This window comes from Citrobacter sp. MGH 55 (genome assembly GCF_016906145.1).
Taxonomy (GTDB): Bacteria; Pseudomonadota; Gammaproteobacteria; order Enterobacterales; family Enterobacteriaceae; genus Citrobacter_A; species Citrobacter_A amalonaticus.
On the sequence record NZ_CP070239.1, the window covers coordinates 4875382 to 4889353 of the forward strand.

Annotated in this window: 16 protein-coding genes and 1 other RNA gene; 9 read left to right on the top strand and 8 right to left on the bottom strand. The window is 52.5% G+C overall.

The annotated features are described in order from the left end of the window. Positions 1–476, bottom strand: a 476-nt coding sequence (gene acrR, locus JTI98_RS20320) for a multidrug efflux transporter transcriptional repressor AcrR (RefSeq protein ID WP_043002000.1), incomplete at its 3' end; no start/stop codon positions are given. Between the two features lie 141 nt (positions 477–617). Between acrR and acrA the strand changes: the two genes are divergently transcribed. The 6 genes from acrA to JTI98_RS20350 all read left to right on the top strand — a co-directional run bounded on the left by acrA (position 618) and on the right by JTI98_RS20350 (position 7427). Next, a complete protein-coding gene (gene acrA, locus JTI98_RS20325; RefSeq protein WP_216081739.1) occupies positions 618–1811 on the top strand; it encodes a multidrug efflux RND transporter periplasmic adaptor subunit AcrA in 1194 nt (397 codons plus the stop codon). 22 nt (positions 1812–1833) lie between these two features. Beyond that, the gene (gene acrB / locus JTI98_RS20330; protein ID WP_216081740.1) at positions 1834–4983 is read left to right on the top strand and encodes an efflux RND transporter permease AcrB; all 3150 of its coding nucleotides are present in this window, start codon (positions 1834–1836) and stop codon (positions 4981–4983) included. A gap of 511 nt (positions 4984–5494) precedes the next feature. Next, positions 5495–5869 carry an Hha toxicity modulator TomB gene (gene tomB, locus JTI98_RS20335; protein ID WP_042324455.1) on the top strand — a complete coding sequence of 125 codons (375 nt, stop codon included), beginning with the start codon at positions 5495–5497 and terminating at the stop codon, positions 5867–5869. A 27-nt stretch (positions 5870–5896) separates the two neighbouring features. Further along, entirely contained in the window at positions 5897–6115 is a 219-nt protein-coding gene (locus JTI98_RS20340) for an HHA domain-containing protein (RefSeq protein ID WP_001280991.1), read from the top strand. A 176-nt stretch (positions 6116–6291) separates the two neighbouring features. Further along, the gene (maa, locus tag JTI98_RS20345; RefSeq protein ID WP_044327283.1) at positions 6292–6843 is read left to right on the top strand and encodes a maltose O-acetyltransferase; all 552 of its coding nucleotides are present in this window, start codon (positions 6292–6294) and stop codon (positions 6841–6843) included. Positions 6844–6956: 113 nt separating this feature from the next. After that, complete coding sequence (locus JTI98_RS20350) at positions 6957–7427, top strand: YlaC family protein (RefSeq protein ID WP_043001559.1); 471 nt, start codon at positions 6957–6959, stop codon at positions 7425–7427. A gap of 49 nt (positions 7428–7476) precedes the next feature. On the opposite strand, the gene ykgO is transcribed toward JTI98_RS20350, so the two are convergent. Beyond that, positions 7477–7617: a type B 50S ribosomal protein L36 gene (gene ykgO, locus JTI98_RS20355; RefSeq protein WP_003859006.1), complete on the bottom strand. Its 141-nt coding sequence runs from the start codon at positions 7615–7617 to the stop codon at positions 7477–7479. Between the two features lie 222 nt (positions 7618–7839). On the opposite strand from ykgO, the gene JTI98_RS20360 reads away from it, so the two are divergent. After that, positions 7840–9390 (top strand): EAL domain-containing protein, encoded by a 1551-nt coding sequence (locus tag JTI98_RS20360; RefSeq protein WP_044327285.1) that lies wholly within the window; start codon positions 7840–7842, stop codon positions 9388–9390. A 39-nt stretch (positions 9391–9429) separates the two neighbouring features. Here the strand turns inward: JTI98_RS20360 and JTI98_RS20365 are convergent, their stop codons facing one another. Both JTI98_RS20365 and JTI98_RS20370 read right to left on the bottom strand, forming a co-directional pair. After that, positions 9430–9783: a DUF1428 domain-containing protein gene (locus JTI98_RS20365; protein WP_043001561.1), complete on the bottom strand. Its 354-nt coding sequence runs from the start codon at positions 9781–9783 to the stop codon at positions 9430–9432. A gap of 82 nt (positions 9784–9865) precedes the next feature. Then, complete coding sequence (locus JTI98_RS20370; protein WP_043001562.1) at positions 9866–10462, bottom strand: YitT family protein; 597 nt, start codon at positions 10460–10462, stop codon at positions 9866–9868. An 84-nt stretch (positions 10463–10546) separates the two neighbouring features. On the opposite strand from JTI98_RS20370, the gene JTI98_RS20375 reads away from it, so the two are divergent. Further along, positions 10547–11974, top strand: coding sequence for a PLP-dependent aminotransferase family protein (locus tag JTI98_RS20375; RefSeq protein WP_044327286.1), 1428 nt, complete (start codon positions 10547–10549; stop codon positions 11972–11974). Here JTI98_RS20375 and JTI98_RS20380 read toward each other — a convergent pair. The 3 genes from JTI98_RS20380 to ffs all read right to left on the bottom strand — a co-directional run bounded on the left by JTI98_RS20380 (position 11971) and on the right by ffs (position 12733). Then, on the bottom strand, positions 11971–12189 hold the full coding sequence (locus JTI98_RS20380) for a hypothetical protein (protein WP_043001564.1): 219 nt from the start codon (positions 12187–12189) through the stop codon (positions 11971–11973). The genes JTI98_RS20375 and JTI98_RS20380 overlap by 4 nt on opposite strands. Next, positions 12186–12437 carry a hypothetical protein gene (locus tag JTI98_RS20385; protein WP_043001565.1) on the bottom strand — a complete coding sequence of 84 codons (252 nt, stop codon included), beginning with the start codon at positions 12435–12437 and terminating at the stop codon, positions 12186–12188. Before JTI98_RS20385 ends, JTI98_RS20380 begins: the two co-directional genes overlap by 4 nt. Positions 12438–12636: 199 nt before the next feature. Beyond that, positions 12637–12733, bottom strand: an RNA gene (ffs, locus tag JTI98_RS20390) — signal recognition particle sRNA small type. 162 nt (positions 12734–12895) lie between these two features. Between ffs and JTI98_RS20395 the strand changes: the two genes are divergently transcribed. Beyond that, entirely contained in the window at positions 12896–13207 is a 312-nt protein-coding gene (locus JTI98_RS20395) for an MGMT family protein (protein ID WP_044327287.1), read from the top strand. Between the two features lie 31 nt (positions 13208–13238). Here the strand turns inward: JTI98_RS20395 and JTI98_RS20400 are convergent, their stop codons facing one another. Beyond that, positions 13239–13808 (bottom strand): YbaY family lipoprotein, encoded by a 570-nt coding sequence (locus JTI98_RS20400; RefSeq protein WP_044267638.1) that lies wholly within the window; start codon positions 13806–13808, stop codon positions 13239–13241. Positions 13809–13972: the final 164 nt, after the last annotated feature.

Genomic DNA, 13972 nt, shown 5'->3' on the forward strand with positions numbered 1-13972 from the left:
AACAAATTTGCAGGCAACATTTTTGAATGAATACAATGATCTAAAGTTTGTTCAATCCGATCATAGCTTTCGAGACAGATGTTTCTTTGCGCCTGCTGAACTATAGTCATTTCTCCCACAAATTCACATTTGTGGAATATAATCTCCATCAATAAACGTCGCCGTTCTTCTGTCACGGTAGATTCAAGGAGATGAACGAGTATTTCTCTTAACACTGATAGTGGATCGTCGGGGAATTTTGCCTGATACTCAGTCTCAAGCTCACCAATACTGGATTCTGATAGTTCCCAGATTTCACTAAATAAATCCGACTTGTTTTTGAAATGCCAATAGATTGCACCGCGAGTCACGCCAGCGGCTTTTGCAATCTCCGCCAGCGAGGTGGAAGATACCCCTTGTTGCGAGAACAACCGTAGCGCTACATCCAGGATGTGTTGTCGTGTTTCCTGCGCTTGTTGTTTGGTTTTTCGTGCCATATGTCGGTGAATTTACAGGTGTTAGATTTACATACATTTATGGATGTATGTACCATAGCACGACGATAATATAAACGCAGCAATGGGTTTGTGGACTTTTGACCATTGATCAATTTGAAATCGGACACTCGAGGTTTACATATGAACAAAAACAGAGGGTTTACGCCTCTGGCGGTCGTTCTGATGCTCTCAGGCAGCTTAGCGCTTACAGGATGTGACGACAAACAGGCCCAACAAGGGGGCCAGCAGATGCCAGAAGTTGGGGTTGTGACGCTCAAAACCGAACCTCTACAGATCACAACTGAACTGCCGGGTCGCACCAGTGCTTTCCGTATTGCGGAAGTTCGTCCTCAGGTAAGCGGGATTATCCTGAAGCGTAATTTCGAGGAAGGTAGTGATATCGAAGCAGGAGTGTCTCTCTATCAGATTGATCCTGCGACGTATCAAGCCACTTATGAAAGCGCGAAAGGCGATCTGGCGAAAGCCCAGGCCGCTGCCAGCATCGCTCAGGTAACGGTTAACCGTTATAAAAAGCTGCTCGGCACGCAGTACATCAGTCAACAAGATTACGATCAGGCGCTGGCCGATGCGCAACAGGCGAATGCCGCTGTCGTTGCCGCGAAAGCCGCCGTTGAAACCGCGCGCATTAACCTGGCGTACACCAAAGTGACCTCTCCGATTAGCGGCCGTATTGGTAAATCTGCCGTGACGGAAGGCGCGCTGGTGCAAAACGGTCAGGCGACAGCGCTGGCAACCGTGCAGCAGCTCGATCCTATCTATGTTGACGTGACGCAGTCGAGCAACGACTTCCTGCGTCTGAAACAAGAACTGGCTAACGGAACGCTGAAGCAGGAAAACGGCAAGGCGAAAGTCGAGCTGGTGACCAGCGACGGCATCAAATTCCCGCAGACCGGTACGCTTGAGTTTTCAGACGTGACCGTCGATCAGACCACCGGTTCTATCACCATCCGCGCCGTCTTCCCTAACCCGGATCACACCTTATTGCCGGGAATGTTTGTTCGCGCGCGTCTGGAAGAAGGAACCAACCCTACTGCGTTACTGGTGCCGCAACAAGGCGTGACCCGTACGCCGCGCGGCGATGCTACCGTGCTGGTTGTGGGTGCGGATGACAAAGTGGAAAACCGTCAAATCGTGGCCAGTCAGGCGATTGGCGACAAATGGCTGGTGACCAGTGGTCTGAAAGCAGGCGAACGCGTCATTATCAGTGGGCTGCAGAAAGTGCGTCCTGGTGCGCAGGTGAAAGCACAAGAGATTACCGCAGAGAACAACCAGCAAGCCGCTAGCGGTAACCAGCCTGAGCAGTCTAAGTCTTAACTTAAACAGGAGCCGTTAAGACATGCCTAATTTCTTTATCGATCGCCCCATATTTGCATGGGTGATCGCCATCATCATCATGTTGGCAGGGGGGCTTGCGATCCTCAAGCTGCCGGTCGCGCAATATCCGACGATTGCGCCGCCCGCAGTGACGATCTCCGCAACCTACCCTGGCGCTGATGCCAAAACCGTGCAGGATACGGTCACGCAGGTTATCGAACAGAATATGAACGGTATCGATAACCTGATGTACATGTCCTCAAACAGTGACTCCACGGGTACCGTGCAGATCACCCTGACGTTTGAATCCGGTACGGATGCAGATATCGCGCAGGTTCAGGTGCAGAACAAACTGCAGCTGGCGATGCCGTTACTGCCGCAGGAAGTACAACAACAGGGTGTGAGCGTTGAGAAGTCGTCCAGTAGCTTCCTGATGGTTGTCGGGGTTATCAATACCGACGGCACTATGACGCAGGAAGATATTTCGGATTACGTCGCCGCCAACATGAAAGACACCATCAGCCGTACTTCCGGCGTGGGTGACGTTCAACTGTTTGGTTCGCAGTATGCGATGCGTATCTGGATGGACCCGACCGAACTCAACAAGTATCAGTTGACCCCGGTCGATGTCATTGCGGCTATCAAAGCGCAGAACGCCCAGGTAGCCGCCGGTCAGTTAGGCGGTACGCCGCCGGTGAAAGGCCAGCAGCTTAACGCATCGATTATTGCTCAGACCCGTCTGACATCAACCGACGAGTTCGGCAAAATCCTGCTGAAAGTGAACAAGGACGGCTCTCAGGTTCGCCTGCGTGACGTCGCGAAAATTGAACTGGGCGGCGAGAACTACGACATCATCGCGAAGTTCAACGGTAAACCGGCCTCCGGTCTGGGGATCAAACTGGCGACCGGCGCGAACGCGCTGGATACCGCCGCGGCGATCCGTGCCGAACTGGTGAAGATGGAACCTTTCTTCCCGTCAGGCCTGAAAATCGTTTACCCGTATGACACTACCCCATTCGTGAAAATCTCTATTCACGAAGTGGTGAAAACGCTGGCGGAAGCGATCATCCTCGTGTTCCTCGTGATGTATCTGTTCCTGCAGAACTTCCGCGCGACGCTGATCCCGACTATTGCAGTACCGGTCGTTCTGTTGGGGACCTTTGCGGTGCTTGCCGCTTTTGGCTTCTCGATAAACACCCTGACGATGTTCGGGATGGTGCTCGCCATCGGCCTGTTGGTGGATGACGCCATCGTGGTGGTCGAGAACGTCGAACGTGTCATGTCCGAAGAGGGGTTACCGCCGAAAGAAGCCACGCGTAAATCCATGGGCCAGATTCAGGGCGCACTGGTGGGTATCGCGATGGTGCTGTCTGCGGTATTTATCCCGATGGCTTTCTTTGGCGGATCTACCGGTGCGATTTATCGTCAGTTCTCCATCACCATTGTGTCCGCAATGGCGCTGTCCGTACTGGTTGCGTTGATCCTGACGCCGGCGCTGTGCGCCACCATGCTTAAACCGGTTGCCAAAGGCGACCACGGTGAAGGCAAGAAAGGCTTCTTCGGCTGGTTTAACCGCATGTTCGATAAGAGCACGCACCATTACACCGACAGCGTGGGTAATATTCTGCGCAGCACCGGTCGTTATCTGCTGCTGTATCTGATCATCGTCGTCGGCATGGCGTTCCTGTTCGTCCGTCTGCCAAGCTCCTTCCTGCCGGACGAAGACCAGGGCGTATTCCTGAGCATGGCCCAGTTGCCTGCGGGGGCGACCCAGGAACGGACGCAGAAAGTGCTTGATGAGATGACCGACTACTTCCTTACCAAAGAGAAGAACAACGTTGAATCGGTGTTTGCGGTTAACGGCTTCGGCTTTGCAGGTCGTGGTCAGAACACCGGTATCGCGTTCGTCTCATTGAAAGACTGGGCTGACCGTCCGGGTGAAGAGAACAAGGTTGAAGCCATTACCCAACGCGCTTCTGCCGCCTTCTCGCAGATTAAAGACGCCATGGTATTCGCCTTTAACCTGCCCGCGATTGTGGAACTGGGAACCGCGACTGGTTTTGACTTCCAGTTGATTGACCAGGCGGGACTCGGTCACGAAAAACTGACCCAGGCGCGTAACCAGTTGTTCGGCGAAGTGGCAAAACATCCGGATCTGCTGGTCGGCGTTCGTCCGAACGGTCTGGAAGATACGCCGCAGTTCAAGATTGATATCGACCAGGAAAAAGCACAGGCGCTGGGTGTTTCCATTAGCGACATTAATACCACGCTGGGTGCCGCATGGGGCGGAAGCTATGTGAACGACTTTATCGACCGCGGTCGTGTGAAGAAAGTTTACGTCATGTCCGAAGCCAAATACCGTATGTTGCCGGAAGATATCGGTAACTGGTATGTGCGCGGCAGCGATGGTCAAATGGTGCCATTCTCAGCCTTCTCGTCTTCACGCTGGGAATACGGTTCACCGCGTCTGGAACGCTATAACGGTCTGCCTTCTATGGAGATCTTAGGTCAGGCGGCACCGGGTAAGAGTACCGGTGAAGCGATGGCAATGATGGAGCAGTTGGCCAGTAAGCTGCCATCCGGTATCGGCTACGACTGGACGGGGATGTCCTACCAGGAACGTCTGTCCGGTAACCAGGCCCCTGCCCTGTATGCCATCTCACTGATTGTCGTCTTCCTGTGTCTGGCGGCGTTGTATGAGAGCTGGTCGATTCCGTTCTCCGTTATGCTGGTGGTTCCGCTGGGGGTAATTGGTGCGCTGTTAGCGGCCACTTTCCGCGGTCTGACCAACGACGTTTACTTCCAGGTGGGCCTGCTCACAACCATTGGGTTGTCGGCGAAGAACGCGATACTGATCGTCGAATTCGCCAAAGATCTGATGGATAAAGAGGGCAAAGGCCTGATTGAAGCGACTCTGGATGCGGTTCGTATGCGTTTACGTCCGATCCTGATGACCTCTCTGGCGTTCATTCTGGGCGTTATGCCACTGGTTATCAGCTCCGGTGCCGGTTCCGGCGCGCAGAACGCCGTAGGTACTGGCGTAATGGGTGGGATGGTCACCGCAACGGTTCTGGCTATCTTCTTCGTCCCGGTTTTCTTTGTGGTGGTACGCCGCCGCTTCAGCCGGAAAAGTGAAGATATTGAACACAGCCATTCCGTAGAACATCGCTGATGCTCATCTGATAAAAGGCCGCGCAAGCGGCCTTTTTTTCGAATGAAATCAGCAAAAGGGCTTATTGATACCTTGTTGACTTTTGGTTGTAGATAATAAAGGTTATAATCCATAAGAGGATGAAGGCTATTTCTGGCCATTTGGCTTATGGCTTATTCCCTGCTTAACCACTCATTATTAAGACAATTCCTGGGGGGCATCCGTTTCTGGTTTCGTGCCGGAGGTAAGCGATGAGGATGGAAAGAGAGGATAATCTGATGAATTTCAAAATAATCACGTAATTATCTCATTTCGGAATGGGCTGGCGACATGCTATAATGAGAAAAATCCACAAACCTTCACTTTCTCTCATATTACATTAATTGTAATTTTTCGTAATATAACGATGAAATCTTTTTTAGAGTAGATTATAGTTAAATCATCAAGCGTAGAAGGCAAGTACCAGGTCAGTTAGTTGTACCCATCCCGAAAGGTGTTCGGTTAGTTCAAGCCACTAAGAAGGGGATGCGTTATGGATGAATACTCACCCAAAAGACATGATATAGCGCAGCTTAAATTTCTTTGTGAAACGCTTTATCACGACTGTCTTGCAAACCTTGAAGAAAGCAATCATGGCTGGGTAAACGACCCAACCTCGGCGATCAACCTTCAACTCAACGAACTGATAGAGCATATTGCAACCTTCGCACTTAATTATAAAATTAAGTATAATGAGGACAATAAGCTGATTGAGCAGATTGATGAATATCTGGACGACACATTTATGTTGTTCAGCAGTTATGGCATTAATGCGCAGGATCTGCAGAAATGGCGGAAATCAGGTAATCGCTTGTTCCGCTGCTTTGTGAATGCCACCAGAGCTAACCCTGTTAGTTTATCTTGTTAAAAATTATTACAATCATAGGTAAGATTTATGTCCGATAAACCATTAACTAAAACTGATTATTTGATGCGCTTGCGACGCTGTCAGACAATTGACACGCTTGAACGCGTGATTGAGAAAAATAAATATGAATTATCTGACAATGAATTGGCTGTATTTTACTCAGCCGCCGATCACCGTCTTGCAGAATTGACGATGAATAAACTTTACGACAAGATCCCCTCCTCCGTCTGGAAATTCATTCGTTAATTTGATTACTGAATATCAGGAAATACGGATGTTTTCCTGGGGAACATTTATCTTATTTGCAATAACAATAGCATGGCTATTGTGACTTCTGTCACGGTATAGTTCAGGGATCGTTCCCTGATTAACGCAGACCCTCTACTGTATTGCCTCACCAGTGAACAGGCAGAGAGCGCAGAATGAGTGAAGAGAAGCGTAAAATGATAGCGGGTGAACGGTATCACCCGGCAGATGAGACTCTGCGCCATGACCGATTGCAGGCGCGTCGGTTCGTTCACCGCTACAATCACACCGCCCCGGATGAAAAGGCCGAACGCCTGGCTATTCTCCACGCCCTGTTAGGTCAGTGCGACCGCCCCTACATCGAGCCGTCATTTCGCTGTGACTACGGTTACAATATCTTCCTGGGTAAAGACTTTTACGCCAACTTCGACTGCGTCATGCTCGACGTTTGTCCCATTATTATTGGTGATAACTGCATGCTGGCTCCCGGCGTTCATATCTATACCGCCACGCATCCGCTGGATGCGACAGAACGCAATAGCGGACTGGAGTTCGGCAAACCCGTCACGATTGGCAATAATGTCTGGATTGGTGGGCGTGCGGTCATTAATCCCGGCGTCAGCATTGGTGACAATGTGGTGGTTGCCTCCGGCGCCGTAGTGACCAAAAGCGTACCCGCCAACGTCGTGGTGGGGGGTAATCCAGCACGGATTATTAAAACACTGTAAATAGAATTGTAACTGTTATGCTAAATTGTGGTTAATCTGTTACTTTTTTCAGGCTAATCGCCCACTTAAAATAGGGCGTTCCCCTGTAAGTTGCGAAATCACGAAGGCAAAAAATGACAGAAATACAACGCCTGCTCACTGAAACCATCGACGATCTAAATGTGCGTGAGAAGCGCGATAATAAGCCCCGCTTTAGCATCAGCTTTATTCGTAAACATCCAGGCCTGTTTATCGGGATGTATGTTGCGTGGTTTGCCACGCTGGCGGTCATGCTGCAATCAGAAACGCTGGTTGACTCCGTCTGGCTGCTGGTGGTGCTGTTTGTCATCCTCAACGGTTTTTTCTTTTTTGATGTCGCCCCGCGCTATCGCTATGAAGATATCGACGTACTGGATTTCAGGGTGTGTTACAACGGCGAGTGGTACAACACCCGCTTTGTGCCTCCTACACTGATTAGCACCATCCTTCACTCCCCGGACGTTGACGATGAACGCAAAGCGCAATTACAGAAGATGCTGACGCGTAAAGGCGAACTGTCGTTTTACGATATCTTCACTCTTGCCCGCGCAGAAGCCACACCATAGCCAATTGGTATTGCCGGATAGACTTTCCCTCTATCCGGCCCTCTTCTCTCTAACGCCGTTTTTTCCTTCCCTGTACCGCTTTGAAACGCGGGTTGCTCTTACAAATCACATATAAACGCCCTTTCCGCTTTACGATCTGACAGTCGGGATGGCGCTGCTTTGCGCTACGTAATGAATTCAAGACCTGCATGATATCCTCATCAGCGTTGATATTGTGTTATAGTATAACATTACTTTATCGCTGAACGCATGACAGTTCAATCCTTTCCGCATTAACGCGCGTTCTTTTGCATTGAAGACGGCGAAAAGTCGGACTCCCCACAAAAAATTCTGCAGATTAACGACATCATTTACAGGGCTTTTTTCCCGATCGGATATACTTTCTCTACAATGCGTTATTAAGGATATTTGCGTGAGAACACGACATCTGGTCAGTCTGGTAACAGGAGTGCTTATCCTCGCCGTATTGGTTCCGGTCGGTTTGAGTGTCTGGCTCGCTCATCGCCAGGTCGAAAAGAAATTCATCGAGGAGCTGGATACCTACTCATCGCGCGTCTCTGAACGTACTGAACGCGTGGTGGCCCAGGCAAAACAGGCATTACAGCAGATTAACGCCGTGAACAGCGCACCGTGCTCGCGTGAACACTTACTGGCGATGCGGAGACTTTCCTTCAGCTATCGCTATGTCCAGGAAGTACTGTATCTGCGAAACAACATACCACGCTGTTCCTCTCTGGAGCAGGAAAGTTATACGTCGGCCTTCCCGCCGCCCATGAAAATCACTAACGATGGCTACCGCGCCTGGTTTACCGCGCATAACGATCTGGGGATCGAGCGTTACATGGCAGCACTGGGCTATGGCGACTATATCGTGATGATTGATCCCGCCTCATTTATCGACGTGGTTCCTTTTGGCGCCTGGCAGATCGATGTCGCGATTATTGGCGTAAAACGCAATACCGTCATTGCCAGCAGCAGCGCGCTCGCACCGAATATTCTGCAATTTACTCAGGAAACCACGCCTCGCCACATGGAAAGTCATGGCATTATTTATGAGATTCGCCCTTTCCCGGAGATGGGCATTACCATTGTCAGTTGGGCGTCGACCCTCCCACTACAAAAAATCTGGTACCGGCAGGCGCTGATCTGGGTTCCCGCCGGCACTCTGATCGGTCTGCTGGCCGCCGCCTTTATTTTGCGCATTCTGCGCCGTCTCCAGTCACCCCACCACCGATTGCAGGATGCCATCAATAACCGCGATATTAAGGTCCATTATCAGCCTATTGTGTCACTCAGCACCGGCAAAATCGTAGGGGCGGAAGCGCTGGCGCGCTGGCCGCAAACTGACGGCAGCTACCTGTCGCCCGACATTTTCATCACTCTGGCCGAAGAGACTGGTCTTACCGAACCTCTCACCCGCTTAATCATTGAAACGGTATTTGAGGATATGGGGAAATGGCTGAAGCAGCATCCCGAACAGCATATTTCCATAAATGTTGAAGCGGCGGATCTCGCCTCTGAAAAGCTCCCGACGTTGCTCAGTAAACGGCTTAACCGGTATCAGCTTGCCCCCTCACAGATTGCGCTGGAACTGACGGAACGGGGATTTGCCGATCCGAAAACCAGTTCACCCATTGTCGCCCGCTATCGTAAGGCGGGGCATGCTATCTATATTGATGATTTTGGCACCGGCTATTCCAGTCTTAGTTATTTGCAGAATCTGGACGTAGATATCCTGAAAATCGACAAATCGTTTGTCGATGCGCTCGAATATAAAAACGTGACGCCGCATATCATCGAAATGGCCAAAACGCTGAAGCTGAAAATGGTGGCGGAAGGAATTGAAACGGCTAATCAGGAAGACTGGTTGCGCCAGCACGGCGTCCATTATGGGCAGGGCTGGCTTTACAGCAAAGCACTGCCCAAAGAAGCATTTATTCTGTGGGCGGAAAAACGCTTATAACGCAAAGATGGCTGGCGGCACGCCGCACAGCCAGTCACGCTAGTCGTCGATAATGGGGGAGAATCCGCCGTAAATCATACGTTTACCATCAAACGGCATCGACTCACTGAACGCTTTCATGCGCGGATCGTTCATCATCTTCTGATTCGCCGCATCCCGCACTTCTTTCGACGGGTATTCAATCCAACTGAATACCACTTCTTCGTGCTCCTCGGCTTTCACCGCCATACGAAAATCGGTGAGTTTGCCATCGGGCACATCCTCAGCCCAGCATTCCACAATGCGGAGCGCGCCAAATTCCTTGAACAGCGGTGCTGCTTTTGCCGCCATCGCCTTATAAGCCTCCTTGTTTTCGGCAGGTACGGCAAGGACAAATCCATCCACGTACTTCATGAGAAAAACCTCCGAAGTCCACCGCACGGCAAGCCTATTCCAGCCGCGTCAGTCGTGAATAAGTGTAGTCGCCCTCTCCTGTCTACGCCGTCTGAATCCGCGCCCTGGGTTTGTAGCGAAACCACGGCAGGCAGATCTGGATCAGCGGCCCAATCGCCAGCGCATACAGCACGGTTCCGACGCCAAGCGTACCGCCGAGCAGCCAACCGCTCAGTAAAACAGAAACTTCAATCGCCGTTCGGATCGTACGCACCGACCATCCCGTGCGGGCGTGAATACCGGTCATCAGACCGTCTCTCGGCCCGGCGCCAAACCCCGCGCCAATGTACATCCCCGTCGCCAGGGCGTTCACTACCACGGCCGCCACCAGCATAAGGCTACGCACCGCGAGAGAGGAAAACGTTGGTATCATCGCCAGCGCGGCATCGGCGGCAAGCCCGATCACAATCACGTTACTGAGCGTCCCCAATCCTGGGCGCTGACGCAGGGGGATCCACAGCAGGAGTACCAGCGCGCCGACAATAATCATCACCACGCCAATCTTCATCGACAACAGATTCGCCAGCCCCAGATGGAACACGTTCCACGGATCGGCACCTAAATCCGCGCGCACAAACATCGCGGTTGATACCCCATACAGAGCCAGCCCAAAATAAAGTTGAACCAGACGACGTCCCATTTTCACCCTCCCCGTTCAGATAGTCTTCATCATCTCTGTAATTGGCACTATGATTAATGACCAGTTTTGAAAAAGTGGACTGCAATGTCATCACGTCGTTATGGAAGTCAATCTCTCCAGCGCCTGATTGGGCACTGGCAGGACAGCGCCGCAAGAACTCCGCTCTGGCGGCAACTGGCAGAAGCGTTGCGTCTGCTGATCCTCGACGGGCGTCTGGCACTCGACAGCCGTTTGCCCGGAGAACGCGAACTGGCTGCGGTACTCGACATCAGCCGGACCACCGTGGCCAGCGCGCTGGCGCAATTGCGGGAAGAGGGATATCTGGAGAGTCGGCACGGCAGTGGGTCGCGTGTGGTTCTGCCAGGTCATATCCGCGAAGTGCCGACGCGAACCGGTACCACGATGGCATTGGATCTCTCCACCGCCGCCCTCAGTGCGGGGCCTGAAATCCATCAGGCTTATCAACAGGCGCTGGTTGCGATGCCACCGCATTTGCTGACGTCGGGCTATCAACCGCAGGGATTACTCTGCTTGCGTGAATCGCTCGCCCGTCATTACTGTGCGCGAGGCCTTCCGACAACGGCGGATGAAATCATGGTGGTCAACGGCGCGGTCAGTGGTCTGGCGCTGATCCTGCGCTTATTGACTGGCCCCGGTGATCGGGTAGTGGTCGATCATCCGACGTACCCGCTGGCAATTGCGGCCATTCAGGGCGCCTCCTGTCGACCGGTGGGCGTGTCATTACCCGAACAGGGTTGGGATACGGATGGACTGGCCGCAACCATCGCCCAGACCTCACCGAGAATGGCCTATCTGATGCCGGATTTCCATAATCCCACCGGGCGGTGTATGGATGATGGGACGCGGCACGTCATCGCGGATATCGCTGCCCGTACGCGTACAACGCTAGTGATTGACGAAACGATGGTGAACCTCTGGTACGACGCCCCACCGCCCCCGCCACTGGCGGCGTATCACCGCGACGCCCCGGTAATTATGCTGGGTTCAGCGGGCAAGAGTTTCTGGGGAGGACTGCGTCTGGGCTGGGTGCGTGCGCCATCACGTACCATCGCCGCGCTGGTGCAAACGCGGGATACGGTCGATTTGGGCTCGCCGGTCATCGAACAACTTGCCACCACGTGGCTCCTGGATAATGCTGATTCATTTTTGCCGCAGCGCAGACAACAGCTCGCCGCGCGGCGCGCACTCTGCAACACCCTGATGCGCAAACACTTTCCCGAGTGGCGCTATCAGCAACCACAGGGCGGATTATCCTTCTGGGTAGAACTGCCGGATACGCTGGCAACGCTTTTCGCCACGCGGGCGGAAAGCGTCGGGATCCAACTCGGAACAGGCACCCGTTTTGGGCTCGCGGGCGCGTTTGATCGTTTCTTACGTATGCCGTTTGCCTTACCGGAAGAGCCTCTGCGCGCGGCGTTTAACACCCTGGAACCGATCTGGGAAACACTGCGTCTGCAGTCCGGCAACGCTAAGGTGCGTAAGATTATTTAATGCTGACGAGGAACCGGAAACCCCTTGAGGGAAATCACAAAATTATCGCCCTCTTTCTTTATTTTGGCACCGGCATCGCACCAGTCAGAGGCTATACGGAAAAATTCATCACTACCGACGTTCCAGCTCAGGCAAACATGCTTAACATAACCCGAGCGGAGCAGTTCACAGGCTTCGCCATAGTTACTGGCGATGGAGAGCGTTTGCTGTTTCATTTTTTCTTCTTCAGTAGTCTTCGCAATGCTTTGATTTCTTTAGGAGTCAGTGGCTCAACAAACGACTCTTCCGTGTGTTGGCTATCGATATCGCCAGCCGAGACCCCCGCCTCTGCCGCAACGTCGAAGGCAATCAGCAGCAGTTTTTCTGTCGTGACGCTTAAATTCTCATTATTCAGTTCAGCGTAATGACGAAGTTTTTCTTTTAATGTCTCATCAATTTTGACATTCAGTACTGCAGTAGCCATCGTAAGAATCCTTGTGGACAGGCAAAAGCACGGTTCCGGCGACGACAGGATCGCCATGACGTGATAAGCGAATTGAGCGCCAGGATTTAACATCCCAAGAACACTCTGCCAGCATTTGATGACAAAAAAATGACAAAACTATGACAACAACAAGAAGAAAAACGAAGATGTGATGCCAGATGGCACAAATGGGTGGGGGYCCTGCCAGCTACATCCCGGCACACGCGTCATCTGCCTTGGCTGCTTCCTTCCGGACCTGACCTGGTAAACAGAGTAGCGTTGCGGGAGAACCAACAGAGCCCCCATTGAGAGCGTTGTTAACCAACGCGCAGGCGCATTATCACTGCTGCCCCCTGTAATTGCAAGCCATCGGCGGTCAGATGCTGGTTTCTTGCGCAATGGAACTTCCCGCGCCCGCCATTCCAGATTATGCTGAAAGATTACCGCAGGAAGAGACCATGGACAGACAAGACACTTTCCCACAGCGCGTCTGGCAAATTGTTGCCTCCATTCCCGAAGGCTGTGTCACCACTTATGGCGACGTCGCGTTGCTCGCAGGTTCTCCGCGCGCGGCCAGACAGGTCGGCGGCGTACTCAAACGTTTACCCGAAGGCAGCACTCTGCCCTGGCATCGGGTGGTGAATCGGCACGGCGCGATTTCACTCACCGGTCCCGATCTACAGCGACAACGGCAGGCATTACTGGCGGAAGGTATTGTGGTATCAGGGAGCGGGCTGATTGATTTGCAACGGTATCGCTGGAATTATTGACCCTCTCCGGGTGGAGAGGGTCAGACAGGCCTTAGTACTGTGTCGGAGCAGGCACCGCTGAAGACGGGTTGACCTGCGTTGGCGAAGTTGAAGGCACCGTTGTCGCTGCCCCACCGCTTGCCTGCACAGGCACTTCCGTTTGCTGCACCGGCACCAGAGTCAGATCGGCTTTCGTACCGCCCTGGTTGATGACCGGCTGAACGGTATCGGTAATAAACACCAGTTTGTCATTCACCGTAATTGCCGCACTCAGCAGAATGCGGGCATTCGGCTGCACGTCAGCCGGGTTAAACGGCAGAACGAAGCTAAATGGCGCCTGTTTCCCTTCGGTACGAACCGCTTTCTGGGACAACACTTTCGACGGGGCGTCGGCGAGCGACGCATCCGACAGGGTCACGGTAAGCACGGCGTCAGGCGGCAATGCCACTTTCTGACGGATCCATACGGTACCCGAGACATTAGGTTGCTGAATAGCAGGCTGTGTGGCCGTTGCTGAAGTGTTTGGGTTTGGCGCTGGCGTCTGGATATCCGCGCTTTTATCCGCGCAGGCGGCCAGAGCAACCGCAACCGCTAAACCACTTACCATGTGCATGAGCTTCATTAAATTCTCCTTATCATCTCTGCACCAGCGGGTTTTCCTCCCGCCGGAAGAGTGGTTAACAAAAACGTAACGTAGCTAAGTGTGGCACATATCACTTATTTTTGCCTGGAATTGGCCAGTTTTTCAGACTATTGCACCCATCGGACCACTTCCAAAATTGCGTT